This is a genomic window from Arthrobacter sp. TJ-58 (assembly GCF_058269295.1).
Window position 1 is genome coordinate 15,034 of the sequence record NZ_JBZCNM010000006.1, and the last position, 26,354, is coordinate 41,387.

Genomic DNA, 26,354 nt, shown 5'->3' on the forward strand with positions numbered 1-26,354 from the left:
CGCTCCTAGCGCGGAAGGGACTGCGGCTCCGTGGACATCAAGGGGCTCAGGGTTGCTGCATGCGCTGCGGCTCCGGCCAGGCCCAGCCCCTCCAGCCAGTTCCCCAGCATCTGATATCCGCCTTCGGTCAGCACTGACTCAGGGTGAAACTGGACACCGGACAGGGGAGCTGCGGAATGCCGGAGGCCCATGATAATTCCGCTCTCGGTCCGCGCAGTGACCTCGAGTTCCGCGGGAATGGTGTCGGCCACCGCTGCGAGTGAGTGGTAGCGGGTTGCCGTGACCGGGCTTTTCAGTCCCTGGAACACGTCCGTTCCGCCGTGGTGCACGCAGGAGGTCTTGCCGTGCATCAGTTCCGGTGCGTGAGTCACGGTTCCGCCGTAAGCTTCGGCGAGGGCTTGGTGCCCCAGGCAGATTCCCAGCATCGGCTTGTTATTCTCTCCGCACCAGCGGATCAGATCGATGCAGACACCTGCCTCAGCCGGTGCCCCGGGGCCGGGAGACACCAGTACGCCGTCACGGGCGGCGGCCAGATCGATCGCCTCGGCCAAGGTGACGTCGTCGTTGCGCACCACGGTGGTTTCAGCGCCAAGCTGCTGAAGGTAGCCCACCAGTGTGTAGACAAAGCTGTCGTAGTTGTCGACCACCAGGATTCGGATACTGCTCATGGGTTCTAGGTACCGCCAATCGTGGAATCTGTAAGGGGACTGAGGAAGCTGAATTCGGAAAACCAGGGGAAGACGTAGTTCATCAGCAGGAGCACCACGCCGATGATCAGCGCCAGGGCAATGAGGATGCGGACCCAGAGCGGTCCCGGCAGAGTCCTGAAAATCCATCCGTACATCTTTAGCCTGCACCTTCCGCGTTGTGGGCAACCTGAGCTGCGATTTCAGCCGGCGGCCCGGCAGACAGCGGCTGCCAGGACTCCATCACCGAGTAGGCGATAATCCGTTCCTGGGCACCGAACCTCGGATTGCAGCTGGTGAGGGTGAGGAAGCGTTCCGTCGGCACAGCTGCCGGTTCGGTGGGCACCGGCGCAATAACATCCACGCGGTCCGGCAGGACTATCTGGTTGTTTCGGTAGACGTAGGTGTAATAGCCGTCCTTGGTCTGCACATAAATCTTATCCCCGGGGACGAGGGTATGAATGGCGTCCAGGACCTGCCCGTGGGTTTGCCGGTGTCCGGCCAGCGCGAAGTTGCCCACCTCTCCGGGCATGGCCGTGGAGGGATAGTGTCCCAGCCCCAGGGTATCCAGCACGGACGTTCCCACGCCGCTCGTAACGGGGCGTGAATAGGTCTCTCCGAAGCGGGGGACGTAGACCACGGCGAAGGTCTGGCCTTCAGTTTCGATGGCCGGCAGGACAACGGGGTCTCCGTAATCGGGAGGGCTTGCCGGGGCCTCGGGGGCAGGAGCCACGGGCGCATCGAACTGCTCGAAGAGCTGTCCCACGGCTTGGTCCTGCTTGCGGTTGGCGTCGATATTGGTCCACCAGAGTTCCCATGCCACGTACAGCACCAGGAGCAGTCCGAGCGTAATGAGCAGCTCACCGAGGATCTGGACGACCAACTGGCCGCGGCTGCGCGCGGGCCGGCGCCGTCGGCCCTTGGGGTCTGCGGGCGCAGGGGGTGCCGTTCGGGAGGTAGCCAAGAGGCCCCTTTCTTTATGCAGCCTATGTCTGCGGCTGTTGCTCAGGCGACACGCAGGACTCCCGCCATTCGCTACGATGAGTACAAGGGAAACAGCCAGGTGCGGTGGCAGCCCCCAGTCAGGATACAGCCGGGCCAGGGTCCGGAAAGGCACCACTGCACCGTGGCCCCGCCATGACCGTACATGCCGGCGTCTCGAGAGCCGGTTCCTAGGAGGATCCGTGCCTGAATCGAAATCCCGCAAGAAGCCCGCCGCCGCCTCTCCCGCGCCCAAGGCTTCCTCGGCACCAAAGCCCAATCCGGTTTGGTACAAGCCGGTCATGTTCAGCCTGATGATCATCGGTCTGCTGTGGATCATCGTCTTCTACATTTCCCAGGGTGAGTACCCGGTTCCGGCGCTCGGCGCCGGCAACATCCTCGTCGGCTTCGGCGTGGCCATCGTTGGCTTCCTCATGACCACCCGCTGGCGCTGACGGAACAGTTCTCCGTTAGTACACCCGCCCAGGCTCATCTCTCTGCGATGTGCGGGGCCTCCTCTTAACGCCAAGGTTGTGCACACACTGTGCACAGAGTTATCCACAGGTGTGTGTAACTTTGCAGGCTCGCTTTGCAAAAACGCCGGAAACACGGGAGCAACAGTTATCCACAGCTGTGGAATTACATGTGTGTAACTTGGTTTAGCCTCTGGATAACCTGTTCACAGCGCGCGTACCATCCTGTGGATAACTTCCGGCGGAGGACAGAGAGACAGCTCGCCTGGACATTGGGCGAACTCCCCTGACGGGCGTCCGCATGTTTCACCGGCGGGCCGGAACCCCTTAAGCGGCGCCGGTTTCGTCCCGGACAAGCGAAGCGGGCCGGGAGCATCAGCATCCCGGCCCGCTAAGTTATTAACACTGTGGGTATCCCTGTGGATAACAGCTCAGGGTTTCAGCGCACCGCTTACGGCCCGCGGCGCGGGGAAGAAAAGCCTCACACCAGGCCCTTAGCCGCAGCCAGCACTGCGGAAAAGACACACAGGAACACCACAATTGCCGCCAAGCCGGCGAACTGCACCAGCGATCGGTTCCTGCCTCTGGGCGCGAAGACCAGCACGGCCGCACACGCAACACCGGTGAGCAGTCCGCCCAGATGGGCCTGCCAGGCGATGTTGGGGACAAAGAAGCCCAGCGCAAAGTTGATGGCCAGCAGGATCAGCACCGACCGGACGCTGGCCCGCCGCTGGAGCAGCACCACCAGCAGGGCGCCGAAGAGGCCGAAGATCGCCCCTGAGGCCCCAACCACGGGCTGGACGATGGGATTGAGCAGCAGCACACCCACCGATCCGCCCAGTGCGGAAATCAGATACAGCAGAGCAAAGCGGAGCCGGCCCAGCTGTGGTTCCAGCCCCTGGCCCAGGAACCACAGGGCATACAGGTTGAAGGCAATGTGAAGTATTCCGCCGGGGGAATGGAGGAAAGCTGAGGTCAGCATGCGCCATGGCTCAATGCCGGTGTACACCGGGGCGTACCAGAGCGCGTAGGTGAACGGCGGATAGAGGAACTGGACCACGAAGAACACAGCGCAGATCACCATCAGGGTGATGGTGACTACTGGCTTTCCGGTGGCCACCTTTCCGCCGTAGGGCGTCCGGTAGGCCGGAGACTTCCGCTGGGTCTCCCGGAAACAGTCCACGCACTGGATTCCCACGGGCGCTGCATGCTGGCATTCGGGGCAGGCAGGCCGTCCGCAGCGCTGGCAGCGGATATAGCTGACCCGGTCGGGGTGGCGCGGACAGACGGGGACCTGTGAGGCCGGAGTTTCAGCAGGCACTCCATATGACATTGCGGTACTCCCAAGAAAATGAGGCCAGATGGACGAAAGGCCCCGGCCGGGTCATCCGGCCGGGGCATCGTCAAGGGGTTTAGAGCTGTTCGACGGTGATGCTGTTGATGACGACGTCCTCGGCCGGCTTGTCACGCATGTCGGTGGCGACGGCGTTCAGCTGGTCCACCAGGGCGCGGGACTCTTCATCGGCAACCTCGCCGAAGATGGTGTGCTTGCCCTGCAGCCAGGTGGTGGGGACGGAGGTGATGAAGAACTGGGATCCGTTGGTTCCGCGGCCCATCTGCACACCGGCGTTGGCCATGGCAAGCTTGTACGGGGTGGAGAAGTCCAGGTCCGGGTTGATCTCGTCGTCGAACTGGTAGCCCGGTCCGCCGGTGCCGCGGCCCAGGGGATCGCCGCCCTGGATCATGAAGTCCTTGATGATGCGGTGGAAGATGGTGCCGTCGTACAGCGGCCGGCTGGTCTTCTCTCCCGTTGCCGGGTCGGTCCACTCGATTTCGCCGGTGGCCAGGCCAACAAAGTTCTTTACCGTCTTGGGCGCGTGGTTGCCGAAGAGGTTGACCTTGATGTCGCCCATGGACGTGTGGATGGTCGCAATTGCGGTAGGAATAGCAGTCATACGCTTCATTCTTCCATGGCGGCGCGGCTGGCGGGCGGAATTCGGCAGGTTCAGCGCACAGTGAAAAGTCCGCCCCGCCCAGCCCGTCAATAGCCCGCAGCAGCCAAGTCAACGTAGTGTAAGGATGAACCGTCACTATCCCGGGAGGTAGTTTTGAAGAAGAAGGACCGCATGTCGCGTGACTTTGAAGCCAATGTCACTGCAGGCGTAGAAACGGCACGTGACTGGGCAGCACCGAAGGTGGAGGCCGCGCGTGACTGGGCAGTGCCCCGCATCGAAAAGGGCATTGAAACCGCTTCGCCCAAGATCCAGGAAGGCATCAAGCGAGCCGGCGACGGCGTCGCTGCCGGAGTAGCCACGGTTACTCCCCGCATCCAGGAGGGTCTGCAGAAGGTTGGCCCGAAGATCAGCCAGGCGGTGGATGAAGCCACTCCCCGTATCCAGCACACGCTGGACCGCGCCACTCCGGTGATCACCGGCGCCCGGGACAAGGTTGTGGACGACTACATTCCCACCCTCTCCACCCGTATTGGTGATGCCTCCACCACGGTGACGCGTACGCTCGGCACCGCTTCCGTTCCGGTGCAGACGGCTGTTGCCAAGGTTACCGGGAACAAGAAGGCTCTGAAGAAGGCACAGAAGGCAGCCGCTCAGGCCGCCAAGGAAGCCCGCAAGAACCAGAAGGGCGGCGGCAAGGGCTGGCTGATCTTCGGCATCCTTGCAGCAGCCGTGGCTGCAGGTGTTGCCGCGTGGCGCGCTTCGCGTCCGGTTGAGGACCCCTGGAAGACCCCGGCGCCGGCGAAGCCCGAAACCATCAAGGTTCCGGAGCCGAAGCCCGCTTCGGCCCAGTCGGCTGCATCTGCGCCTGCTGCCCCTGCTGCACCCAAGGCAGCCGCAGCAACCGCTCCCACAGCGCCCAAGCCTGAGACTCCGGCCGCCAAGGCTGCCTCCAACGGCAAGGAATCCGTTCAGGAATCCAAGGACACCGTGGCCAGCATCAAGGAAGCCGCTGAGCGCGCAGCAGCACGTTCCGGCGAAAAGGCTGCCGAAGCCGCCAAGCACAGCAAGGAAGCCGCTTCCAAGGCCTCCGATGCTGCCAAGACGTCAGGCACCGCCAAGAAGTCCGGCGCACACGCTGAAAAGCCGACGGATAAGACCGCCGAGTAACCAGCCAGCACCAAAGCAACACCAAAGGAGGGCCCCCGCTTTTGCGGGGGCCCTCCTTTGTGCATGGAACGGAAGGCTACGCTTCGATGTCCCCGCCCAGGGCGGGAGGTGCCGGCGGCAATGCCTCGGTCTTGGCGGCACGGCGTCCCTGCCCGGTGACGACGACGGCGAGGCCCGCCAGGATCAGGGCCAGTCCGCCGTAGGTGCCGGCGGGCAGCTGCTCCTGCAGGAAAACGGCGGCCAGGATCGCCGCACCGGGGATTTCCAGCAGAATGATCATGGAGACCACCAGCGGTGAAATGACGGCCAGCAGGTGGTTGAAGACGCTGTGGCCCAGCAGCTGTGCCACCACGGTGACGCCCAGTATTCCCAGCCAGGCGGCGGGCTCGAAGGACACCACCGGCTGACGGAAAACTGCGCACAGCAGCAGCAGGAGCACTGAGCAGAGCCCGTAGCAGAGGGAGGTGTAGGTTCCGGTGCTCAGGGTGGCCCGGGCCTTGCCTCCGGCGATCGTGTAGAGCCCGGCCAGCGCACCGCCGGCCACTGCAAGCAGATCCCCGAGCAGGGCTTCGCGGGAGAGGGCAAGGTCGAATCCCGTAATGACGACGACGCCGACCAGCGCGGCTCCCAGCCCGGCCAGGACGCGCGGAGCCACCGGGATGCCGCGGAACAGGTTGAAGAGGGCTATCCAGCCCGCCTGCAGGCACACCAGGGCCGTTGCGGCGGCCACCGAGGTGAGCTTCAGGGCCGTGATGAAGCAGGCGAAGTGCAGGGCAAGGGCAATCGAGGCGATCAGGATCCATTTTCTCTCGGCCCGGGTCAGCCGGGAGAATCCGCGGGGATTGCGCAGTACAGCGGGAGCACCCATCACCACCGCTCCCAGCGCGTTCCGCCAGAACGCAATGGCCAGGGCCGGGGCGGCGGTTGCTGCCATGATGGGGCCGGATGCTGAAACACCAAGAACGCCGATCACGGCGAGGAAAACGGTCACCAGAGCAACAATAGAGGACCGGCGGGGCGCCGGCGGCCACTGCTCCGGGGGGTTGGCGCGGAGGGCGGTTCCGGGCATTGACGCGGTCCGGTTAACGCAGAAAGTCCCAGCCAATCGGCTGGGACTTTCTTTCGGTGGAGGCACGGGGACTCGAACCCCGAACCCCCTGCTTGCAAAGCAGGTGCGCTACCAATTGCGCCATGCCCCCGAAATGTGAACTCATCCAGTATAACCCACCCTGACCTGCGGTGGAACCAGACTAATTCAAAAGGAAATCAGTCAACCTTGTCGGTTGAAGACTTCCAAACGGATTTCTCCGCGGCAGTTTCCTGCCATTTTTTTACCGCAAAGATTCCTGCAACTGCCGCTGCAGCTACTGCCAGCAACTTTTTCACAGTGCCTCCTTGCTTGGTGGCGCATCACCTTTCAGTGATGTTCCGTGGGCGCACCAGGACTTGAACCTGGGACCTCTTCGTTATCAGCGAAGCGCTCTAACCGCCTGAGCTATGCGCCCCGATACCTTCTCGGGCCGAGATAAAACTTTACCCCACCTCTGCCGGGATCCCAAATCGGAATCCAAATTTCTGTCCGGCCGGCTCTTTTGAGGGCAGCGGCCGGACAGAAATCGGTAAATAATCCGCTTTTTAGTCGTCCGTCAGCGTCACGCCGATGCCGCCCACCAGAGTGGAGGCAATGTTGTACAGCACGGAGGCGAGCATGGACAGGGCCGTCAAGAGCAGGACGTTGACCACGGCGATGATGGTCGCGAAGGAGACCACCTGTCCCAGGGACGCGAACTCCCGCAGGTCGAAGCCGCCGGATTCGCTGCCGGCAATCTCACCGAGGATGGTGTTCACGCGGTCAAAGATGCCGGTCAGGTCCAGCACAGTCCAGAGCACGATCGCGGCAACCACGGTTACCACGCCCAGTGCCACGGACAGGAGGAAGGACATTTTGAGCACCGACCACGGGTCTATCTTGCTGACCAGGAGGCGGGCCTTACGGGCCTTGGCCTTGGGAGCGGGCTTCACGAGCGGCTGCCGGTTCACCGGGGCGGCGCTTTGACCACCTCCGGGGCGCTGGGCAGGGCGTGCGGGTGTCTTCACCCGGGGTCCTGTGCTCGACGCCGACCTGGGATTTGAGTTGGTCGAGCTCACTCGTTACCTCCATCGTCTGTCGGCTGTGCATCATGCTCAGCCGTTGTGTCTGTAGCCAACGGTACTTCATCGGCACCGGTGCCTACAGACGCTCCGTCCGCGGGCTGGCCGCCGTCGCCGGCATCAGGAACAGGCGTCCCGGCAGCGTCGTCGTCGTCGGTCTCATCGATGCCCAGGTCACGCTCGGAGTTGCGGGCAACCGCGATGATCCGGTCGTTCTTATCAGGCTTGGCGAAGATAACACCCATGGTGTCGCGTCCCTTGGCCGGAACCCCGGCCACGGAGGAGCGGACAACCTTGCCGCCCTGCATGACCACCAGGACTTCGTCTTCTTCCTGGACAATCATGGCCCCCACCAGGTGGCCCCGGTCTTCTGCATACTTAGCCACCTTGATGCCCAGTCCGCCGCGGCCCTGGACACGGTATTCGTCCACCGCGGTGCGCTTGGCGTAGCCGCCCTCGGTGACAATGAACACGTAGGAGTCGTCGGTGACCACGTCGGCGGCCAGCAGTTCATCGTCTTCGCGGAACTTCATGCCGGTCACACCGGAGGTGGCGCGGCCCATGGGGCGCAGGGCATCATCGGTGGCGGTGAAGCGCAGCGACTGGCCCTTGCGGGAGACCAGCATCAGGTCATCGGTTTCGGAGACCAGCTGGGCTGAAACCAGCTCGTCGCCGTCGCGCAGGTTGATGGCGATGACGCCGGCGGACCGGTTGGTGTCGTAATCCTCCAGGCGGGTCTTTTTCACCAGTCCGCGCTTGGTGGCGAGCACCAGGTAGGGAGCGGCATCGTAGCCGGGCAGGTCCAGGACCTGGGCAATGTGCTCATCCGGCTGGAAGGCCAGCAGGTTGGCCACGTGCTGGCCCTTGGCGTCCCGGCCTGCTTCGGCCAGTTCGTAGGCCTTGGCGCGGTAAACCCGGCCCAGGTTGGTGAAGAACAGCAGCCAGTGGTGGGTGGTGGTGACAAAGAAGTGCTCGACGACGTCGTCGCCGCGCAGCTGCGCCCCCTTGATTCCCTTGCCGCCGCGGGCCTGCTGGCGGTAGTTGTCGCTGCGGGTGCGCTTGACGTAGCCGCCGCGGGTGATGGTGACGACCATTTCCTCTTCGGGGATCAGGTCTTCCATGCTCATGTCGCCGTCGTAGCCCATCACGATGTGGGTGCGGCGGTCGTCGCCGTACTTCTCCGCGATTTCGCGCAGCTCTTCGCTGACGATCTGCCGCTGGCGGGCTTCCGACGCCAGGATGGAATTGTATTCTGCGATTTCGAGCTGCAGCTTGGCGTGCTGGTCCTGGATTTTCTGGCGTTCCAGGGCGGCCAGGCGGCGCAGCTGCATGTCCAGGATGGCCTGGGCCTGCAGTTCATCGATGTCCAACAGGCCCATGAGGCCGTTGCGGGCCTCCTCGACCGTGGTGGAGCGGCGGATCAGCGCAATGACGTCATCCAGGGCATCCAGGGCCTTGAGCAGGCCGATGAGGATGTGCGCCACTTCTTCGGCCTTGCGCAGCCGGTACCGGGTGCGGCGGACGATAACTTCCAACTGGTGGGTGACCCAGTGGCGGATGAACGCGTCCAGGCTCAAGGTGCGGGGCACGCCGTCAACGATCGCCAGCATGTTGGCGCCGAAGTTTTCCTGCAGCTGGGTGTGCTTGTAGAGGTTGTTCAGCACCACCTTGGCCACGGCGTCGCGCTTGAGCACGATCACCAGGCGCTGACCGGTGCGGCCGGAGGTCTCGTCGCGCATGTCGGCGATGCCGGAGACCTTGCCGTCCTTGACCAGCTCGGCAATCTTGATCGCGAGGTTGTCCGGGTTGGCCTGGTAGGGCAGCTCGGTGACCACCAGGCAGGTGCGGCCCTGAAGTTCCTCCACGTTGACAACGGCGCGCATGGTGATGGAGCCGCGGCCGGTGCGGTAGGCGTCTTCGATGCCCTTGTGCCCCAGGATGGTGGCGCCCGTGGGGAAGTCCGGGCCCTTGATGCGGCGGATCAGTTCCTCAAGCAGGACATCGTTGGGTGCCTCGGGGTTCTCCAGGTACCACTGGACACCGTCGGCCACCTCGCGCAGGTTGTGCGGGGGAATGTTGGTGGCCATGCCCACGGCAATGCCGGAGGAACCGTTGACCAGGAGGTTCGGGAAGCGCGCGGGCAGGATGGTGGGTTCCTGGTTGCGGCCGTCGTAGTTGTCCATGAAATCGACGGTTTCCTCGTCGATGTCGCGGACCATTTCCATGGCCAGCGGGGCCATCTTGGTTTCGGTGTACCGCGGTGCGGCTGCACCGTCGTTGCCCGGGGAACCGAAGTTGCCCTGGCCCAGGGCCAGCGGGTAGCGCATGGTCCAGTCCTGGATCAGGCGGACGAGGGCGTCGTAGATGGCCGAGTCACCGTGCGGGTGGTACTGGCCCATGACTTCGCCGACCACGCGGGCACACTTGTTGAAGGAGCGCTCCGGGCGGTAGCCGCCGTCGAACATGGCGTACAGGACGCGGCGGTGGACGGGTTTCAGGCCGTCGCGCACGTCCGGGAGGGCACGCCCGACGATGACCGCCATGGCATAGTCCAAGTAGGACCGCTGCATTTCTGTCTGCAGATCGATCTGTTCAACCCGGTCTGAGAGGGTTTCTTCACTCATTGGTTGTTCCGTTCTTCAAAAGCTTTGTGAATCCGCGGGCGCAGGGGTGGCGTGGTCCTAGATGTCCAGGAAGCGCACATCCTTGGCGTTCTGCTGGATGAAGTTGCGGCGGGATTCAACGTCCTCGCCCATCAAGACGGAGAAAATCTGGTCCACGGAGGCGGCGTCATCCATGGTGACCTGCTGCAGTGTGCGGTGGGCGGGGTCCATGGTGGTGTCCCAGAGCTCGGTGTAGTCCATCTCGCCCAGACCCTTGTAGCGCTGGATTCCGTTGTCCTTGGGCAGGCGCTGGTTGTTGGCCAGGCCGCGGGCCACAACCTCGTCGCGTTCGCGGTCGCTGTAGACGTAGTCGTGGGCGTGGTTGGACCACTTGATCCGGTACAGCGGCGGCATGGCCAAGTAGACATAGCCGCTTTCGATGAGCGGGCGCATGTAGCGGAAGAGCAGCGTCAGCAGCAGCGTGGTGATGTGCTGGCCGTCCACGTCTGCATCGGCCATCAGCACGATCTTGTGATAGCGGGCCTTCTCCACATCGAAGTCTTCGCCGATGCCGGCTCCGAAGGCGGTGATCATGGACTGGACTTCGGCGTTGCCGAGCGCACGGTCAAGGCGGGCACGCTCCACGTTCAGGATCTTGCCGCGCAGCGGCAGGATGGCCTGGGTCTCCGGGTTGCGGCCGCGGACGGCGGAGCCGCCTGCGGAGTCACCCTCCACAATGTAGATTTCGGACTTGGACGGGTCCTTGGAGGAGCAGTCCTTGAGCTTGCCGGGCATTCCGCCGGATTCCAGCAGGCCCTTGCGGCGGGTGGATTCGCGGGCCTTGCGGGCCGCGAGACGGGCCTGGGAAGCCTGAATGGACTTGCGGATTACGTCGCGTGCGGGGCCCGGGTTGCGCTCCAGCCAGTCGCCCAGCTGGTCGGTGACCACGCGCTGGACAAAACCCTTGACCTCGGAGTTGCCGAGCTTGGTCTTGGTCTGGCCCTCAAACTGGGGTTCGGCCAGCTTCACGGAAATGACGGCGGTCAGGCCTTCGCGGATGTCATCGCCGGTGAGGTTGTCATCCTTTTCCTTGATGATGTTCTTCTCGCGGGCATACCGGTTGATCAGCGACGTCATGGCGGCGCGGAAACCCTCTTCGTGGGTACCGCCCTCATGGGTGTTGATGGTGTTCGCGTAGGTGTGCACGCTTTCCGAGTATGCAGTGGTCCACTGCAGTGCCATTTCCACGGCCATCTTCTTGTCATTGTCTTCGGTTTCAAAGGCAATGACGTCGTCGTGGATGGCTTCGTACTTCTTGGACGAGTTCAGGTACTTGACGTAGTCCAGCAGCCCGTCCTTGTACATGTAGTCCACGACGCGGTGCTTGGGGCCGGTTTCGGTTCCCTCTTCGGACGGGGACTCCGCGATTTCCTCGGCTTCTTCTTCAACGGTCCGCTCATCGGTCAGGATGATGCGCAGGCCCTTGTTCAGGAAGGCCATCTGCTGGAAGCGGGCCCGCAGCGTTTCAAAATCGAATTCCGTGGTTTCGAAAATCGAGGGGTCGGGATAGAACGTCTGCGTGGTGCCGGTCTCGTCGGTGGGCTCGCCCTTGCGCAGTCCTCCCACCGGGTGTCCGCCGTCGGCGAAGCTCTGGTTCCAGACGAAACCCTGCCGCCGAATCTCGGTTTCCACCCGGGCCGAAAGGGCGTTCACCACGGAGATACCCACGCCGTGCAGGCCGCCGGACACCGCGTACCCGCCGCCGCCGAACTTTCCGCCGGCGTGCAGGATGGTCATGACCACCTGAACGGTGGGCATGTTTTCGGTGGGATGCATGTCCACCGGAATGCCCCGGCCGTTGTCGCTGACCCTGACGCCGCCGTCGGCCTGAAGCGTAATGTCGATGCGGTCGCAGTAGCCCGCCAGCGCTTCATCCACGGAGTTGTCCACAACTTCGTACACCAGGTGGTGCAGCCCGCGGGGCCCGGTGGACCCGATGTACATGCCCGGACGCTTCCGAACCGCTTCCAAACCTTCCAGCACGGTAATTTCGTTGGCGCCGTACTCGTGCGGAGTGGGCTTTTCAGCGTCGCCCTGGTTCTTCGGCGTTACCTCAGCGTTGTCCATCTCATTGTCGTTAGCCACAGGTGCTGTCGACTCCTCAGTGTGTTGGTCAGTTTTGGCGCCGCTCCCCAGAACAGGCGTCTCAACTTCCAATTCTACCGTGTTGCGGGGTCAATCCGGCCCAAAACACCCCCTAAGCGGCCACTAAAGCAGGTTTTGAGCCCACTCCAGCCCCGTGTCTAAGTCCGGATATGACCGGAGGGGTCCCAGAGCCGCTGAACGGCGCTGGGCCAGTGCGGCCCGGCGCACGCGTTCGTGCCGCGGATCATCTGTTTCCTACCCGTAGGTGTCGCGCGGGCCGCGCCCCTTGACAGTGCGCAGGCCCTTGCGCCAGTTGGGCGCCGCCGGCCCGATGACCTCGATCTTCGTGACGACGCCGGAGCCAAGTTCAGCATCAAAGCGGCTGATGAGGGAACTGCGCAGCAGCCGCAGCTGCGTGGCCCACGCCGTGGAATCGCAGCGCACCTGGACAGTGGTGTCCGAGAAGGACTCGGGTTTGCAGTGCGCGCTGACTTCGGGACCCACCAGTTCTTCCCAGCGGGAAATGACAGAGCCCACCGCCACGGGCGAATTCCAGCCGCGTTCACTGACGAACCTGTTGAAGACCTTGCCCACGCCCTGCGGGTCCCGTCCGGTGTATTCCCCGGGGACGAACGGCAAGGCCGCTTTTCGCTGCCCGGCCTTGCGCCGGCTCGGGGAAATCCGTGAGTTTCCCCGCGCCTGCGCGGCCTGGCGCATCCGGTTCAACTGCGCCTGGGCGGCATCCTGGCGGATTTCTTCGGGCTCGCCGGTTTCCCGGGCACTGGCCGGGACATCATCGGCCGGCAGTCCGCCGAACTCGCGTTTGTCAGAGGGCGGGAACACTGATGCCTCCGGGAACCACGGTGATCAGTTCCCCGGCCAGGGCTTCCGGAATATCTCCGGCCACCGCCGCGGTGACCAGCACCTGCTCTGCCCCGGAAACAATTCCGGCGAGGCGCTTGCGGCGCTGGACGTCAAGCTCGGCAAACACATCATCCAGGATCAGGATGGGCCCGGCGCCCGGGCTGTCGTCATCGCTGAGGAGCAAATAGTACGTACCCAGGCGCAGCGCCAGGGCAAAGGACCAGGTTTCGCCGTGGGAGGCATATCCCTTGGCCGGAGCCTGGCCCAAAACCAGCTCCAGATCATCCCTGTGCGGCCCCACCAAAGAGACACCGCGTTCAATTTCACGGCGGCGGTTGGCGACAAAGGCAGCCATAAAACGCTCCGCCAGTTCCGGTTCGGCGAGCCCGTACAGCTCCTCGGGGTCCGCATCGCCGACGACGGCGCCGTCGTCGTTCACTGCGCCCTGGAGCGTTGAGCGGTAGACGGCCCGGGCTGCCTTGCTGCCGTCCGTCAGGTCCTGATAGGCGCTTTGCATGTGGGGCTGCAGCCGCTGCAGGGCCTCAAGCCGGGCTGCAAGGAGGCGGGCGCCGGCCGCAGCCATGTGCTGGTCCCAGACTTCAAGCGTGGCTTCATGGGAGGAGGTGAACCGTCCGGCAGCCCGGGCTGATTTCAGGAGCGCATTGCGCTGTTTCAGGACACGCTCATAGTCGCTGCGGGTAGCGGCATGCCGGGGAACCAGGGAAACAATCAGGTCGTCAATGAACCGGCGCCGGCTTGAGGGATCCCCTTTGACCAGGGCAAGGTCCTCCGGAGCAAACAGAACGGTGCGGCACATGCCCAGAATGTCGCGGGCACGCACGGGGTTTGCCCGGTTGATCCGGGCGCGGTTGGACCGGCCGGGATTAAGCTCCAGTTCGATGCTGGTGCGCTGGGTTCCGCGCACCAGCCGGGCCCGGACCAGGGCCTGTTCTGCGTCAAAGGAGACCAGGGGTGCGTCGGTGCTGACCCGGTGGGAGGACAGGGACGCCAAATAGCCGATCGCCTCGACAATGTTGGTTTTGCCGGTTCCGTTGGGGCCTACAAACACGGTCACCCCCGGCTTCAGCTCCAGATCCAGCTGGGGATAACTGCGAAATCCAGTCAGGGAAAGGTAATCAATGTACAAGCCTGTCCACCTTTGTCCTGCCCTTCGAGTGCCTCGTGCGCTGTGCGCTTTCCTGTGCTTCCACCCTACTGCTGCGAACTACTCCGGGCTGCCGGTTCCGTCCACGGCCGCCGGCGGAGCGGGGGTGTCCTGCACCGGCGGAACCCCGCTGCCCGAGGGCCGAACATCATGCCCGCCAAACTGGTTCCGCAGCGCGGCCACCATCTTCATGGCCGGGGAATCGTCCTGCCGGGAAACGAACCTGGCGTAGAGCGCCGCGGTAATGACCGGAGCGGGGATTCCGCTCGCCACAGCTTCCTGCACCGTCCACCGGCCCTCGCCTGAATCCTCCGCGTATCCGGCGATACGGCTCAGTTCCGGGTCCTCGTTGAGGGCATTGACCATCAGGTCCAACAGCCAGGACCGAATGACGGTGCCGTCCTGCCAGGCCCGCATGATTCCGGGCACATTGGTGATGATGTCCTTGCCGCTGAGCAGCTCGTACCCCTCGGCGTAGGCCTGCATGAGGCCGTACTCAATTCCGTTATGGATCATCTTGGCGTAGTGGCCGGCGCCCACCCCGCCGGCGTGGACAAAGCTGCGCTCCCGGTCCCCTTCCGGACGCAGCGCGTCCAGGACCGGCATCGCCAGGGCAATGTCCTCGTCGGCGCCGCCTGCCATCAGTCCGTAGCCGTTCTCCTGGCCCCAGACTCCGCCGGAAACCCCGCAGTCCATAAAGCGGATCCCTTTCAGGGCGAGTCTTTCCGCGTTGCGGATATCGGCGTCGTACCGGGAGTTGCCGCCGTCGATCACCAGATCGCCCCGCGACAGCACTTCGGTCAGTTCGCTGATCACCGCGTCGGTGATGTCGCCGGCAGGAACCATGACCCACACCACCCGAGGCGAGGGCAGGTCCGCCACCAGCTCCGTCAGCGACAGAACGTCGCTGGTGACCGGATTCCGGTCGAAGCCGGTGACGTCAATGCCGTTGCGGCGCAGGCGTTCGCGCATGTGAAAACCCATTTTGCCGAGTCCAATGAGGCCTATGTGCATGGCAGGTTCCTCTTTCTGTTCTCCGCGGCCGGGCTTCCGCGCCGCGCCCTACTGGTTGGGCAACCGGACCGGCATCAGCAGGTAGCGGTAGTCTTCACGGTCATCGCCGGTGAGCTCTTCCTGGGCGGAAAGTACAGCGGGCTTGGGCGGCGTCGTGAACGAAAAACGCACGTATCTGCTCGGGAAAGCGCTCAGGCCTTCGCTGAGGTAGTGCGGGTTGAAGGCCACGGTGATGTCATCCCCGATCAGGGATGCTTCCAGCGCCTCGGACGCCTGTGCGTCCTCACCGGTACCGGCGTCCAGGGTGACCTGCCCGTCAGTGAAGGCAAGGCGGACCGGAGTGTTTCGCTCCGCCACCAGGGAAACGCGGCGCACGGCTTCCACCAGTGCACTGGTTTCGACCGTTGCGTGAATGGGAGTGCTGTCCGGGAAGAGGGAGCGGATCTTGGGGTAGTCCCCGTCCACCAGCAGCGAGGTGGTGCGGCGGCCGCCGCTCTCAAAGCCAATCAGCTCGCTGTCATCTGAGAAGGCAATGTTCAGGTCCCCGGCACCGCCGAGGGTCTTGGCCACTTCGTTGAGTGTTTTGGCCTTCACCAGCGCGCTGGTGGAGATTCCCGGCGTAGACGGCTTCCAGGAGAGCTCGCGCAGGGCCAGGCGGTAGCGGTCGGTGGCCAGGAAAGTGATGAGATCGTCTTCGATCTCCATCCGGACTCCGGTAAGGATGGGCAGGGTGTCATCCCGGCTGGCGGCAATGATGACCTGGGAGACCGCCTGGGCAAAGGCATCACCGTCGACGACGCCGCTCACCTCGGGCAGCGCCGGAAGTTCCGGATATTCGGCCACGGGCATGGTGGCTAGGTTGAAGCGGCTGTTGCGGCAGGTCAGGGTGACCTTGGAACCGTCGGTTTCAACTTCCACCGGTGCGGAAGGCAGGCTGCGGCAGATTTCGGCCAGCAGACGGCCGGAAACCAAAATAGTGCCTTCTTCGGCAATGTCGGCTGCGATCTGGAGCCGCGCCGAGATCTCGTAATCGAAGCTGGCGATGCTCAGTGATCCGCTCTCCGCCTTGATTAGCAGGCCCGACAGAACCGGAACCGGAGGACGGGGCGAGAGGGAACGCGCTGTCCATGTAACCGCTTCGGCCAGGACATCCCGCTCAACTCTGAACTTCACAGCAGGGTGCCGCCTTTCACAACGTACTTTTCAGTACAACTGAATCTTCATGACAAGTGAGGGAGCATCGCCGGCGCTGCGGCGCCGCAGCTGCGCCGCATTCGGACACCGTCCAGGGACAGGCCGCGAAGGACAACAATACTCTGTGCCAGCTTAGCGCCCGACCCGCCGTGGATGCACGGCGCAGCAGGTATCCCCGGCAGGCCACCGCCCATCCCTCAAAAGACGTCGGATGTTCTTCCCGAGGTCTTGGCGTGCTTGGTCCGGAAAGGTCAGATGTTATTTGGTGGAACCGAATTTCTTAAGGTTCGTAGTGTTAATAACTCCTGTGGATACTGTGGATAACCTAGCCGATCGCGGCGTCATGGCTTGTTTTGCCTGTGGATAACCTGTGGGTTCGCGCTGCAGCGTCCGGTATGGGTTGTGGGGAACTTTTTTGGAGTTCCGCGTATCCACAGGGAAGCGCCGCTAATTAGAAGTTATCCACCGGGTTATCCACACCCTTGTCCACAAATGTTAATTTCGAGCCCCTGCGGGGCTCTGCATCCCCGCAACGGCGGGGATTATGCTTCCCGCTGCTGCTGCTTGATTCGGTTGGTCAGCTCGGTCACCTGGTTGTAGATGGCCCGCCGTTCAGCCATCAGTTCCCGGATCTTGCGGTCCGCGTGGATCACCGTGGTGTGATCGCGCCCGCCCAGCTCCTGACCGATCTTGGGCAGGGACATGTCCGTGAGCTCGCGGCACAGGTACATGGCGATCTGCCGTGCGGTTACCAGGGTCCGGGTGCGGGACTTGGAACACAGCTCCTCGAGGCTGATCTGGAAGTAGGCAGCGGTCTGTCCCAGGATGGATGCCGCGGTGATTTCCTGGGCGCCGTCGTCGGTGATGAGGTCCTTGAGGACAATTTCGGCCAGCCCCACGTCCACCTGCTGGCGGTTCAGGCTCGCGAAAGCGGTAACCCTGATCAGGGCGCCTTCCAGTTCGCGGATGTTCGTGGAGATTTTGGAGGCAATGTACTCCAGCACGTCATCGGGAGCGCTCAGGCTGTCGCCGATGGCTTTCTTGCGCAGAATCGCGATGCGTGTTTCCAGTTCCGGCGGCTGGACGTCCGTCAGCAGGCCCCACTCGAACCGCGAACGCATGCGCTCCTCAAATCCGGACAGCTGCTTGGGCGGCAGGTCGGAGGTGATCACCACCTGCTTGTTGTGGTTGTGGAGTGCGTTGAAGGTATGGAAGAACTCTTCCTGGGTGGCGTCCTTGTTGGCCAGGAACTGGATGTCATCAATGAGCAGGATGTCCACGTTGCGGTAGAGCTGCTTGAAGCTGGCGCCTTCGTCGTACCGGATGGAGTTGATGAAGTCGTTGGTGAATTCTTCGGAATTTACGTACCGGACCCGGATGCCGGTGTACAGGTGGCGCGCATAGTGCCCGATGGCGTGCAGGAGGTGGGTCTTGCCCAGTCCGGAGTCGCCGTAGATGAAGAGGGGGTTGTAGGCCTTGGCCGGTGCTTCGGCAACGGCCACGGCAGCCGCGTGGGCAAAGCGGTTGGAGGAGCCGATAACGAAGGTCTCAAAGACATACTTGGGGTTCAGCCGGCCGAACTCCTGCGAGGTGCTTGGCGGAGTCGGAGAAGGCGCGCCGCTCTCACCGCTGGGAACGGGGCTGGGGGCGGGCTGCTCGGGCTCGGGTGCAGGATCGGCCTTCACCGCCGGCAACATGTCGGCGTCAATAACGAAGGCGCACTGGATGTCGGCCTGGAAAACTCCGCGCAGGACCTCGTCCAAGATGTGCTTGAGCTGGGTCTGCAGGACTTCACGGGTGAGCTCGTTGGGAACAGCCACCAGCAGAGTGGTTCCGATCAGGCCCTGAGCCTGGGCCAAAACCACGAATCCGCGCTGCCTGGGAGAGACGCGGTCGTCCGTCTCGAGGGTCCGAATGACCTTGCGCCAGGAACTTCCAACGTCGTTGATTTCGTCCGTGCCCACAAAAACCTCTCGTGATCGCCCTCAGCGGTCTCAGATAACTTGGAAGCCCGAGCGGGTTTCCGGCGGTTCATCCACAGACTTATACACAGTTGGTGGATAAAACACCCGAGGCCTAGCCTAAGGGATGATTTACGCCCGTGGTAGCTGGATTCCGGCTGTGGACAGCCTCTGGGACCGGGCTCACACCACCTTGTGGGCGGGTATGCTGGGACGAGTTGTCCACAGGTGTGGATAGAACTGTATGAACAGGGCTGGGCCCACAGGCCGGTGTTCCGGTTTGACTGAGGCCGATCCTGCCCCTAACGTGGAGTAGTCCTTTGTGTCTGCTATCTGCACTCATTCATGCCCATCAGGGTTCTGGGAATCAGGGTCCAGGTCCGGGTTGAGAGCAGTCAGTCACATGAAAAAAGCGCCGCTTGTTCTTCCCCCTTGTCGTAGCAAGCCAGCGCAACTCAGATTGTCTTGGAGTAACTACCGTGAGCAAGCGGACTTTTCAGCCGAATAACCGCCGTCGTGCCAAGAAGCACGGCTTCCGCCTTCGCATGCGTACCCGTGCAGGCCGTGGAATCCTTTCCGCACGCCGCGCCAAGGGCCGCACCGAACTGTCGGCATAAATAGCCTCAAGTTTGTCGATGCTGCCTACCCGCAGCTCCGCTTCCGATTCCAGGTGGTCTGAATGTTGGCCGTAGGGAACCGGGTGCGGAAGTCGACGGATTTTTCTCATACTGTACGTTCCGGTGCCCGAAGTGGGCGCCGGAACGTAGTTCTATATGCGGTGAAATCGGGACAGCAACCTACCCGCGTAGGCTTCATCGTCGCGAAAAGCGTCGGGAACGCAGTGACACGCAACCTCGTTAAGAGAAGACTGAGGGAAGCAGCTGCTCAAAGCCTGCGTGAGTATCCCACCGGCTTCGATATTGTTGTCCGCGCACTGCCGCCGGCGGCAACGGCGTCGTGGGAGGATCTCCGTACCGACTACATGAGCGCTCTCCGTACTTGTGCGGGCAAGCTCGACCGTAATTGAACGCTTAGCCAGAAGGGGTGATCTGCTGATGAGCCGCTCCGGGAACAAACCGGCACGCGCTGTTCAGACGATTGCCAAATGGGTGTGGAATCTTCCCCGCTACGTGCTGATCGGGCTGCTGATCGCCTATCGAAAAACCATTTCGCCTTTGTACGGGCCGGTGTGCAGGTTCTTCCCTTCCTGTTCCGCCTATGCGCTTGAAGCCGTCACCGTGCATGGTGCCGTGCGCGGCACCTGGCTCGCTGCCCGTCGGCTGATTCGCTGCCACCCGTGGAACGACGGCGGGGTGGACCACGTCCCCCATGGAGACAGGATTTGGGACCACAATCAGGTTCCGAGGATTATTGTGCTGAATCACCCCGTGATTCCAGCCGACGAAGACAGCCGCGAAGCGGCTTAGGAGAGTAAATGGGTTTCTTCGGAACGATACTGTTCCCGTTCAAGTGGGTAGTGTCCTGGATCATGTGGATCTTCCACGAGGGCTTTGTGTTCCTCGGGATGGATGCCGCATCGGGCTGGACTTGGACGTTGTCCATCATCGGCCTCGTGATTGTTATCCGTGCCGCACTGATTCCTGTTTTCGTCAAGCAGATCAAGGCCCAGCGCGGCATGCAGTCACTGCAGCCGGACCTGAAGAAGCTCCAGCAGAAGTACAAGGGCAAGACTGACCAGCTCTCCCGTCAGGCAATGACGCAGGAGCAGATGGCCCTGTACAAGAAGCACGGCACCAACCCGTTTGCGGCCTGCCTGCCGATGCTGATTCAGATGCCGTTCTTCTTCGCCCTGTTCCAGGTCCTCAGCGGCGTTTCCAAGGCCAGCGACGACGGCAAGGAAATTGGCGCCCTTTCCGCTGATGCCATCCAGCAGTTCGACGCCGCCACCATCCTTGGCGCCCCGCTGTCCTCCTCGCTGCTGCACGGCGGCAGCGGCGGCGGCCAGACCGCCGTCGTCATCCTGTCGATCATCATGATCGTTGCCATGACTGCTTCTCAGTTCATTACGCAGAAGCAGATCATGTCCAAGAACATGTCCGAAGAGGCCCTCGCGAGCCCCTTCATGAAGCAGCAGAAGATGATGCTTTACGTTCTGCCGCTTGTCTTCGGCATCGGTGGCATCAACTTCCCGATCGGTGTGCTTATCTACTGGACCACCACCAACCTGTGGACCATGGGCCAGCAGTTCTTCGTGATCCGCCGGATGCCCACCCCGGGCTCCCCCGCCGCCAAGGCCATGGCCGAACGCCGCGCCAAGAAGGGTCTGCCGATGGTGCCCCTGCTCGGTGAAAAGAAGTCAGACGCCGTTGAGCCCGCTCCGGTGGCAACCAAGGTCCAGCGTCAGCAGCCCCAAAGGAAGAACAGGAAGAAGCGATGACCACAGAGCCCGTGGCGGAGTTCCCGGAGACCGTTCCCGATTCCGCGGAAGGGGATTCTTCGGCTGTTGAAAACGCTGAATCCCCACGCCCCGGGCGCCTGGAAGAAGAGGGCGACGTCGCTGCGGACTACCTCGAGGAGCTGCTGGACATTGCCGATATCGACGGCGATATCGACATAGAGGTCCGCAGCGGGCGCACCTATATTTCGGTGGTGGCCGAAGAGGGTGACGCCACGGGCCTGCAGAATCTCGTGGGCAGGGACGGCGAGGTCCTTGAGGCCCTGCAGGAACTGACCCGGCTCTCCGTACTGACGGCCACTGACAGCCGCTCCCGCCTGGTGCTGGACATTACCGGATACCGCCGGGGGCGCAACGCTGAACTCCAGGCAATTGCAGAGAAGGCCGTTGCCGAGGCGCGGGAAAGCGGCCAGGAGATCGCCCTGGACCCGATGAGCGCCTACGAACGAAAAATAGTGCACGACGCCGTGGCTGACCTCGGACTTGCCAGTGAGTCCGAGGGCGAGGGGGCCGCACGCCACATCGTGGTGTCCCTGCCCGCCTCCTAGGCCCATCTAACGCTGGAACACTGCACCGCAGACAAGGAATTACCACGTGGTTGAAACAACGCCCGCAGAACGCACAGCGGCGGATAAAATCTTCGGCTCCCGGCTGGACCTGGCTGAACGCTACGTCGAACACCTGGCCACCTCGGGCATGGAACGGGGCCTGCTGGGGCCGCGTGAAGTGCCCCGGTTGTGGAGCCGGCATGTTTTGAACTGCGCCGTCGTCGCCGACCTGATTGTTGCCAATGCCCGAGTGGCCGACGTGGGAAGCGGTGCAGGCCTCCCTGGCCTCTGCCTGGCGATTGCCCGCCCGGACCTTTCGCTGACTCTGATTGAACCGCTGGAACGCCGGGTCATCTGGCTCAACGAGGTGGTTGAGGACCTCGGTCTGGAGAATGTGACAGTGCTCCGCGGCAGGGCGGAGCAGGTTGTCAAGGAAGTGGACGCAGACGTCGTGACGGCCCGCGCCGTGTCCGCTCTGTCCACGCTGGCCGGCCTCACCATTCCCCTCTTGAAGGGGAAGGGCGAGGTGCTGGCCATCAAGGGCCGCAGCGCCGAGGAGGAAATCCAAAAGGCTGCAAAGGTGATCCGGAAGCTTGGCGGCCGGGAAACCTCCATTGTGACCGCCGGTGATGGTCTTCTCGAGGAACACACCACCGTGGTCCGCATTCTCGTAGGCTAAAGGACACTGCACTTTCTTGTGCACACACCGGGTCCGATCCGGGATATTGGCCGGGCACCGGATAGGCTGGATGCACTAATGCCTATGTTTGGAAAGTGAGCATGTCCAGGTGAGTGCGCGCCGCGATTCCGGAGCAAAACGGATTCCACCCTTTGCAGCATTGGGTTCTGCCCTCTCCGCCCAGTTCTCTCGAACGCAACCACAGTTGTTTGCAGAAGAGGGAGAGCCGGTGTCAGTTCCTGCCAGGGATGCCGTTTCATCCGAAACTGCAGCAGCTGCCCCCGTAGAACGTGCCGTCGAGGTTCCTGTTCATGAGTCGGTTTTCAAAAACACTGCGGTTGCGGTGCCCGCCGACGTGGCGGAGACGGTTTCACGTGAAACGACGGCCGATGTCGTACCCCTGCAAACCCCGGCCGAATCAGCCGTGGCCCCTGAGGCTATCGAAGGTGGTGTAACCGATGCGGCCGTTCGGCCGTCGTCGGTGGACGTTATGGATCTAATGGACGAAAGTACGCCCCTCGCCCGGGAACTGGCACAGGAAACCCGTCGCCGGGACAAGCTCCGCGGCCGCGTCCTGCCTCGACCGTCACAGACGCGAATCATGACGGTAAGCAATCAGAAAGGTGGCGTGGGTAAGACCACCACCACCGTGAATCTGGCTGCCGCGCTGGCCACCGCCGGGCTCAACGTCCTGGTTATCGACATTGATCCGCAGGGCAACGCATCCACAGCTCTTGGCATTGATCATCATGCCGAAGTGGAGAGCATCTACGACGTCCTGATCGACGACGTCCCGCTTGCAAACGTTGTGGCGCAGTGTCCCGACATCAGCAATTTGATCTGTGCTCCGGCAACCATTCACCTGGCCGGCGCCGAGATCGAACTCGTTTCCCTGGTCGCGCGGGAGCAGCGGCTGAACAAGGCCATCGTTGCCTACGCGGCCGAGCGTGAACGCAGCGGCCAGGAACGTCTCGACTACATCTTCATTGACTGCCCGCCGAGTTTGGGCCTCCTGACCGTGAACGCATTTGTGGCTGCCCGCGAAGTACTCATTCCCATCCAGTGTGAGTACTACGCCCTTGAGGGCCTCAGCCAATTGCTCAAGAACATTGAGATGATCCAAAAGCATTTGAACGCGGACTTGGTTGTTTCAACGATCCTGCTGACGATGTACGACGGGCGAACCAACCTTGCAGCTCAGGTGGCAGCCGAAGTTCGTGAGCACTTCCCTGAGCAGGTACTGGGGGCAGTGGTTCCCCGTTCCGTTCGTATCTCCGAGGCACCGAGCTACCAGCAAACCGTTATGACGTACGATCCGTCCTCAAGCGGTGCGCTCTCCTACCTCGAAGCTGCATCGGAAATTGCCCAGCGAGGCTAGACACCCGCAAGTCCCTGCCTCGTTCTTGAAGCAACAAATCGTAGACTACAGTCACAAACAATCCATGCCGCTTGCTGTGTGCATAAGGGAAGGACATACCCATGACCGAAAAGCGTCGTGGTTTGGGAAGAGGCCTTGGGGCACTCATCCCCAGCAGTGCAGAGAGTGAGCCAGCTCCGCAGGCATCTCCTGCACCCGGCCGGGGTGGCCGGCCTGTAGACCTCTTCTTTCCCTCCGCCGGCGAGAGCGATGCTGCGTCCCGCCCGTCATCGGGCACTCGACGGGGGGCGGGGATTAATAAGGACGCCCTAAGGCGCCCTGCTGAGTCCGTGGTGGGATCCCGCAAGCGCCAGGGCCGCGAACAACTGTCACCGGCAGTGGACGAGTCCACTGCGGCAGGCGATGCGCAGGGCCCGAAGGGGTCGGGGGCAGTGGCAGGTTCGACGCCTACTGAAGGGTCGGCCGAGAGTTCCGTCGCCAGTACCTCTGCTAAGCCTGTAGATGGGCCTGTGGAGCCTTTGGAGACAGGAAAGACCCCTGAGGGAGCCGATGCTTCTTCGAGCGCTTCTGCGGCACCGCGGGAGTCCTCTGTTTCACGTGAAACGTTAGTCGAGGTGCCCGGTGCTACCTTTGCTGAGATTCCCGTTGACTCCATCCATCCGAACAGGAAGCAGCCCCGTTCAGTCTTCGATGAAGACGACATGGCGGAATTGGTTCATTCTATTCGGGAGATCGGCGTGCTTCAGCCGATTGTTGTGCGTCCGTCGCTCGAGAACGATCCTGACCATCCGTATGAACTTGTCATGGGTGAACGGCGTTGGCGCGCAAGCCGCGAAGCAGGTCTTGCTGCCGTTCCTGCCATCATCCGCTCCACCCAGGATGTCGACCTCCTGCGTGACGCGCTGCTGGAGAACCTCCACCGCAGCCAGTTGAACCCGTTGGAAGAAGCTGCGGCCTATCAGCAGCTTCTGGATGATTTCGAATGCTCCCATGATGAGCTCGCCGCACGCATTGGCCGGTCGCGTCCGCAGATATCCAATACCCTGCGATTGATGAAGCTTCCTCCCCTGGTGCAGCGCCGGCTTGCTGCAGGCATCCTTTCGGCTGGCCACTCACGTGCACTGCTCGGCCTCGCTGACGCGGCCGAAATGGAAAAGCTTGCTCAGCGGATCGTGGCTGAAGGTCTTTCTGTCCGAGCAACGGAGGAAATTGTTTCACTGAGCGACGGGCTGAGGCGTCCGGCTAAGGAGACAAAGCCCAAGGTTGGGGCCAGGCATGAGCGCCTGGATTACCTGGCTACGTCTTTGTCTGATCGTCTGGATACCAACGTCAAGATCACCTTGGGCGCCCGTAAGGGAAAAGTCAGCATCGAGTTTGCAAGCGTGGATGACTTGAATCGGATCATGGGAGTGCTTGCGCCTCCTGCGTCCTGATGTAGTAAAGACCCGGCCCTGGTACTCATATCAGGGGCTAATAGGGGCTGGTGTTCCATCTGGAACGCCGGCCCCTTTTTTATGATTCAACACTGCCGGCCGCGGCGGGTGATGGTGTGTTGGGCTCTTACTCGTACCCGAAGCGGGATTAAGGTATTTGCCCTCCCTTGCTCCGCGAGTAGCGTGCATCTTCACATAGGTTTCACGTGAAACACACACTCGGCCGCCTTCACTCTTATATCCGCCCGGCTGGGGTTGCCGGCATTTTCAGCCACATAAGAGAGATGTTGAGCTGACGGTTAGCCGCGAGAGAAATTGCTTAGGGATCGTTGGCGGACCCAGACGCCTGTACCGAGAGTCATGTAGAAGTAGACAGAGCCGAGTGTATTAGGCCGGCTATTGCCGTCACGTCGGATTCATTTCAATCAGCCGATCTCGTGTTTCACGTGAAACATGGCGGCAGGATAATTCCAGGTGCCTCTTGTAGTAGGTGAGTCCGTATTAGGGTCTGTAGCTCAAGAAGGTGAGCAATACCTGCCCCTCAGACCAGAGGGTTGGTGCGTTGTATCGTCCTTTCGGGACTCGGGACTCGGGACTCGGGACTCGGGACTCGGGACTCGGGACTCGGGACTCGGGACTCGGGACTCGGGACTCGGCTACGAAGACCGCGGAGACGGTATGGGCCAGACTACAATCTGCTTAGTGATGGGCGGGAACCCGATAAGGGGCACCTGGTGGAACGCAATGAGGTAAATGTTGCCGGACATCGAGTATTCCTCAGGGCGATGACTCTGAAGTGGGCATCATCGGCCTCGGCTAAGCGGAAATTCCCCATCCACACCCGCCAATGCGGCTCCAAGGCGATACGCACAAACAATTTAAGGTTATCTACCAGAGACAGTATTTTCCTGATCGCCTCATGTCAGTGCCGTGAGGAAGAATATGCTGCAAGTCGTTGCACCACAGCAGGCGAGAGTGCCAAGTGATGAACCGGGGATGGCGGAGCCGAGCATATATCGGCCCGTTCCTCCTGCAGCTCCTGAAGGCAAGGGATGAGCTCCCAGGGAGGGCGCCGTGGGACCGCTGGGACGCCAAGGCTGTTTCACGTGAAACATCACAGACCCAGATTCAAAATCTCAGACTACGGCGCATTCTGGATCGGGTCGCATGCGGGCCGCCATAGTCGATATCCCCCTCCCGGTGGGCCGAAGTGTGCATGCCAAGCTGTTGTCGCCCGCACAGCCGCAATGAGGTCGAGCGCAACCCACGCGCATGCGCGCCTATGCTTTTCCAGGACTTCCAGGACTTCCAGGACTTCCAGGACTTCCAGGACTTCCAGGACTTCCAGGATTGCCAAGCGTTGCGAGTTCAGTGCACTTGCGCCTACGCAACTCGCGTTGGGCAAGGCCGGGATATGTATATCAACAGCAGCTCGTGTGGCGATGAGGCTGGCCTTGGGTGTCCCGGATCGGCTGAACCATCATGCCGACCCTCGCTGTTTCACGTGAAACACCCGAGAGTCACAGGGAGGCAGGAGCGTG

General features: G+C 62.3%; 25 protein-coding genes and 2 tRNA genes. 10 read left to right on the plus strand and 17 right to left on the minus strand.

Annotated elements, in window-relative coordinates; all coding sequences use genetic code 11:
• Positions 1–5: 5 nt before the first annotated feature.
• The 3 genes from AC4D2W_RS15305 to AC4D2W_RS15315 are packed head-to-tail and all read right to left on the minus strand — an operon-like array spanning position 6 to position 1,650.
• Positions 6–668, minus strand: a complete 663-nt coding sequence (locus tag AC4D2W_RS15305; RefSeq protein WP_490927776.1) for an aminodeoxychorismate/anthranilate synthase component II — start codon at positions 666–668, stop codon at positions 6–8.
• 5 nt (positions 669–673) lie between these two features.
• A complete protein-coding gene (locus AC4D2W_RS15310) occupies positions 674–844 on the minus strand; it encodes a hypothetical protein (protein WP_490927777.1) in 171 nt (56 codons plus the stop codon).
• A gap of 2 nt (positions 845–846) precedes the next feature.
• Positions 847–1,650: a class E sortase gene (locus AC4D2W_RS15315; RefSeq protein ID WP_490927778.1), complete on the minus strand. Its 804-nt coding sequence runs from the start codon at positions 1,648–1,650 to the stop codon at positions 847–849.
• A 220-nt stretch (positions 1,651–1,870) separates the two neighbouring features.
• Here AC4D2W_RS15315 and AC4D2W_RS15320 point away from each other — a divergent pair, with 220 nt between their 5' ends.
• A complete protein-coding gene (locus tag AC4D2W_RS15320; protein WP_400930139.1) occupies positions 1,871–2,122 on the plus strand; it encodes a cell division protein CrgA in 252 nt (83 codons plus the stop codon).
• A 499-nt stretch (positions 2,123–2,621) separates the two neighbouring features.
• On the opposite strand, the gene AC4D2W_RS15325 is transcribed toward AC4D2W_RS15320, so the two are convergent.
• Both AC4D2W_RS15325 and AC4D2W_RS15330 read right to left on the minus strand, forming a co-directional pair.
• The gene (locus AC4D2W_RS15325) at positions 2,622–3,338 is read right to left on the minus strand and encodes a rhomboid family intramembrane serine protease (RefSeq protein ID WP_490927779.1); all 717 of its coding nucleotides are present in this window, start codon (positions 3,336–3,338) and stop codon (positions 2,622–2,624) included.
• A 214-nt stretch (positions 3,339–3,552) separates the two neighbouring features.
• Positions 3,553–4,095, minus strand: coding sequence for a peptidylprolyl isomerase (locus AC4D2W_RS15330; protein ID WP_400930145.1), 543 nt, complete (start codon positions 4,093–4,095; stop codon positions 3,553–3,555).
• A 171-nt stretch (positions 4,096–4,266) separates the two neighbouring features.
• On the opposite strand from AC4D2W_RS15330, the gene AC4D2W_RS15335 reads away from it, so the two are divergent.
• Positions 4,267–5,262, plus strand: a complete 996-nt coding sequence (locus tag AC4D2W_RS15335) for a hypothetical protein (protein WP_490927780.1) — start codon at positions 4,267–4,269, stop codon at positions 5,260–5,262.
• A 76-nt stretch (positions 5,263–5,338) separates the two neighbouring features.
• On the opposite strand, the gene AC4D2W_RS15340 is transcribed toward AC4D2W_RS15335, so the two are convergent.
• The 12 genes from AC4D2W_RS15340 to dnaA form a co-directional block, all read right to left on the minus strand.
• Positions 5,339–6,253, minus strand: coding sequence for a DMT family transporter (locus tag AC4D2W_RS15340; protein WP_490927879.1), 915 nt, complete (start codon positions 6,251–6,253; stop codon positions 5,339–5,341).
• Between the two features lie 135 nt (positions 6,254–6,388).
• Positions 6,389–6,461, minus strand: a tRNA-Ala gene (locus tag AC4D2W_RS15345).
• A 67-nt stretch (positions 6,462–6,528) separates the two neighbouring features.
• On the minus strand, positions 6,529–6,648 hold the full coding sequence (locus AC4D2W_RS15350; RefSeq protein WP_490927781.1) for a DLW-39 family protein: 120 nt from the start codon (positions 6,646–6,648) through the stop codon (positions 6,529–6,531).
• A 45-nt stretch (positions 6,649–6,693) separates the two neighbouring features.
• Positions 6,694–6,767: transfer RNA gene (locus AC4D2W_RS15355), tRNA-Ile, on the minus strand.
• A gap of 130 nt (positions 6,768–6,897) precedes the next feature.
• Positions 6,898–7,410: a DUF3566 domain-containing protein gene (locus AC4D2W_RS15360; protein ID WP_490927782.1), complete on the minus strand. Its 513-nt coding sequence runs from the start codon at positions 7,408–7,410 to the stop codon at positions 6,898–6,900.
• Positions 7,407–10,037, minus strand: a complete 2,631-nt coding sequence (gyrA, locus tag AC4D2W_RS15365; RefSeq protein WP_490927783.1) for a DNA gyrase subunit A — start codon at positions 10,035–10,037, stop codon at positions 7,407–7,409. Before gyrA ends, AC4D2W_RS15360 begins: the two co-directional genes overlap by 4 nt.
• A gap of 57 nt (positions 10,038–10,094) precedes the next feature.
• On the minus strand, positions 10,095–12,161 hold the full coding sequence (gene gyrB / locus AC4D2W_RS15370) for a DNA topoisomerase (ATP-hydrolyzing) subunit B (protein ID WP_490927784.1): 2,067 nt from the start codon (positions 12,159–12,161) through the stop codon (positions 10,095–10,097).
• Positions 12,162–12,416: 255 nt separating this feature from the next.
• Entirely contained in the window at positions 12,417–13,004 is a 588-nt protein-coding gene (locus AC4D2W_RS15375) for a DciA family protein (RefSeq protein ID WP_490927785.1), read from the minus strand.
• Positions 12,988–14,172 carry a DNA replication/repair protein RecF gene (recF, locus tag AC4D2W_RS15380; RefSeq protein WP_490927786.1) on the minus strand — a complete coding sequence of 395 codons (1,185 nt, stop codon included), beginning with the start codon at positions 14,170–14,172 and terminating at the stop codon, positions 12,988–12,990. The genes AC4D2W_RS15375 and recF overlap by 17 nt, the downstream gene beginning before the upstream one ends.
• A 78-nt stretch (positions 14,173–14,250) precedes the next feature.
• Positions 14,251–15,204 carry a phosphogluconate dehydrogenase (NAD(+)-dependent, decarboxylating) gene (gene gnd, locus AC4D2W_RS15385; RefSeq protein WP_490927787.1) on the minus strand — a complete coding sequence of 318 codons (954 nt, stop codon included), beginning with the start codon at positions 15,202–15,204 and terminating at the stop codon, positions 14,251–14,253.
• Positions 15,205–15,252: 48 nt separating this feature from the next.
• Positions 15,253–16,377, minus strand: a complete 1,125-nt coding sequence (gene dnaN / locus AC4D2W_RS15390) for a DNA polymerase III subunit beta (RefSeq protein WP_490927788.1) — start codon at positions 16,375–16,377, stop codon at positions 15,253–15,255.
• Between the two features lie 563 nt (positions 16,378–16,940).
• Complete coding sequence (dnaA, locus tag AC4D2W_RS15395; RefSeq protein WP_490927789.1) at positions 16,941–18,362, minus strand: chromosomal replication initiator protein DnaA; 1,422 nt, start codon at positions 18,360–18,362, stop codon at positions 16,941–16,943.
• Positions 18,363–18,838: 476 nt separating this feature from the next.
• On the opposite strand from dnaA, the gene rpmH reads away from it, so the two are divergent.
• The 8 genes from rpmH (at position 18,839) to AC4D2W_RS15435 (ending at position 24,813) form a co-directional block, all read left to right on the plus strand.
• On the plus strand, positions 18,839–18,976 hold the full coding sequence (rpmH, locus tag AC4D2W_RS15400) for a 50S ribosomal protein L34 (RefSeq protein WP_056010217.1): 138 nt from the start codon (positions 18,839–18,841) through the stop codon (positions 18,974–18,976).
• A gap of 62 nt (positions 18,977–19,038) precedes the next feature.
• Positions 19,039–19,386, plus strand: coding sequence for a ribonuclease P protein component (gene rnpA, locus AC4D2W_RS15405; RefSeq protein WP_490927790.1), 348 nt, complete (start codon positions 19,039–19,041; stop codon positions 19,384–19,386).
• Positions 19,387–19,414: 28 nt separating this feature from the next.
• A complete protein-coding gene (gene yidD, locus AC4D2W_RS15410; protein WP_490927791.1) occupies positions 19,415–19,786 on the plus strand; it encodes a membrane protein insertion efficiency factor YidD in 372 nt (123 codons plus the stop codon).
• 8 nt (positions 19,787–19,794) lie between these two features.
• Positions 19,795–20,757 (plus strand): membrane protein insertase YidC, encoded by a 963-nt coding sequence (gene yidC, locus AC4D2W_RS15415; RefSeq protein WP_490927792.1) that lies wholly within the window; start codon positions 19,795–19,797, stop codon positions 20,755–20,757.
• Complete coding sequence (locus AC4D2W_RS15420) at positions 20,754–21,323, plus strand: Jag family protein (RefSeq protein WP_490927793.1); 570 nt, start codon at positions 20,754–20,756, stop codon at positions 21,321–21,323. The genes yidC and AC4D2W_RS15420 overlap by 4 nt, the downstream gene beginning before the upstream one ends.
• Before the next feature lie 46 nt (positions 21,324–21,369).
• Complete coding sequence (gene rsmG / locus AC4D2W_RS15425; RefSeq protein WP_490927794.1) at positions 21,370–22,002, plus strand: 16S rRNA (guanine(527)-N(7))-methyltransferase RsmG; 633 nt, start codon at positions 21,370–21,372, stop codon at positions 22,000–22,002.
• A 424-nt stretch (positions 22,003–22,426) separates the two neighbouring features.
• Complete coding sequence (locus AC4D2W_RS15430; RefSeq protein ID WP_490927880.1) at positions 22,427–23,380, plus strand: ParA family protein; 954 nt, start codon at positions 22,427–22,429, stop codon at positions 23,378–23,380.
• A 101-nt stretch (positions 23,381–23,481) separates the two neighbouring features.
• Positions 23,482–24,813, plus strand: coding sequence for a ParB/RepB/Spo0J family partition protein (locus tag AC4D2W_RS15435; RefSeq protein WP_490927795.1), 1,332 nt, complete (start codon positions 23,482–23,484; stop codon positions 24,811–24,813).
• Positions 24,814–26,354 lie beyond the last annotated feature (1,541 nt).

Coding starts and splice junctions, on each gene's coding strand:
- AC4D2W_RS15330 (WP_400930145.1), bottom strand. CDS start 4,095: ATGACTGCTATTCCTACCGCAATTGCGACCATCCACACGTCCATGGGC.
- AC4D2W_RS15420 (WP_490927793.1), top strand. CDS start 20,754: ATGACCACAGAGCCCGTGGCGGAGTTCCCGGAGACCGTTCCCGATTCC.
- yidD (WP_490927791.1), top strand. CDS start 19,415: ATGAGCCGCTCCGGGAACAAACCGGCACGCGCTGTTCAGACGATTGCC.
- rnpA (WP_490927790.1), top strand. CDS start 19,039: ATGTTGGCCGTAGGGAACCGGGTGCGGAAGTCGACGGATTTTTCTCAT.
- AC4D2W_RS15435 (WP_490927795.1), top strand. CDS start 23,482: ATGACCGAAAAGCGTCGTGGTTTGGGAAGAGGCCTTGGGGCACTCATC.
- gyrA (WP_490927783.1), bottom strand. CDS start 10,037: ATGAGTGAAGAAACCCTCTCAGACCGGGTTGAACAGATCGATCTGCAG.
- AC4D2W_RS15305 (WP_490927776.1), bottom strand. CDS start 668: ATGAGCAGTATCCGAATCCTGGTGGTCGACAACTACGACAGCTTTGTC.
- gnd (WP_490927787.1), bottom strand. CDS start 15,204: ATGCACATAGGCCTCATTGGACTCGGCAAAATGGGTTTTCACATGCGC.
- AC4D2W_RS15335 (WP_490927780.1), top strand. CDS start 4,267: ATGTCGCGTGACTTTGAAGCCAATGTCACTGCAGGCGTAGAAACGGCA.
- yidC (WP_490927792.1), top strand. CDS start 19,795: ATGGGTTTCTTCGGAACGATACTGTTCCCGTTCAAGTGGGTAGTGTCC.
- AC4D2W_RS15310 (WP_490927777.1), bottom strand. CDS start 844: ATGTACGGATGGATTTTCAGGACTCTGCCGGGACCGCTCTGGGTCCGC.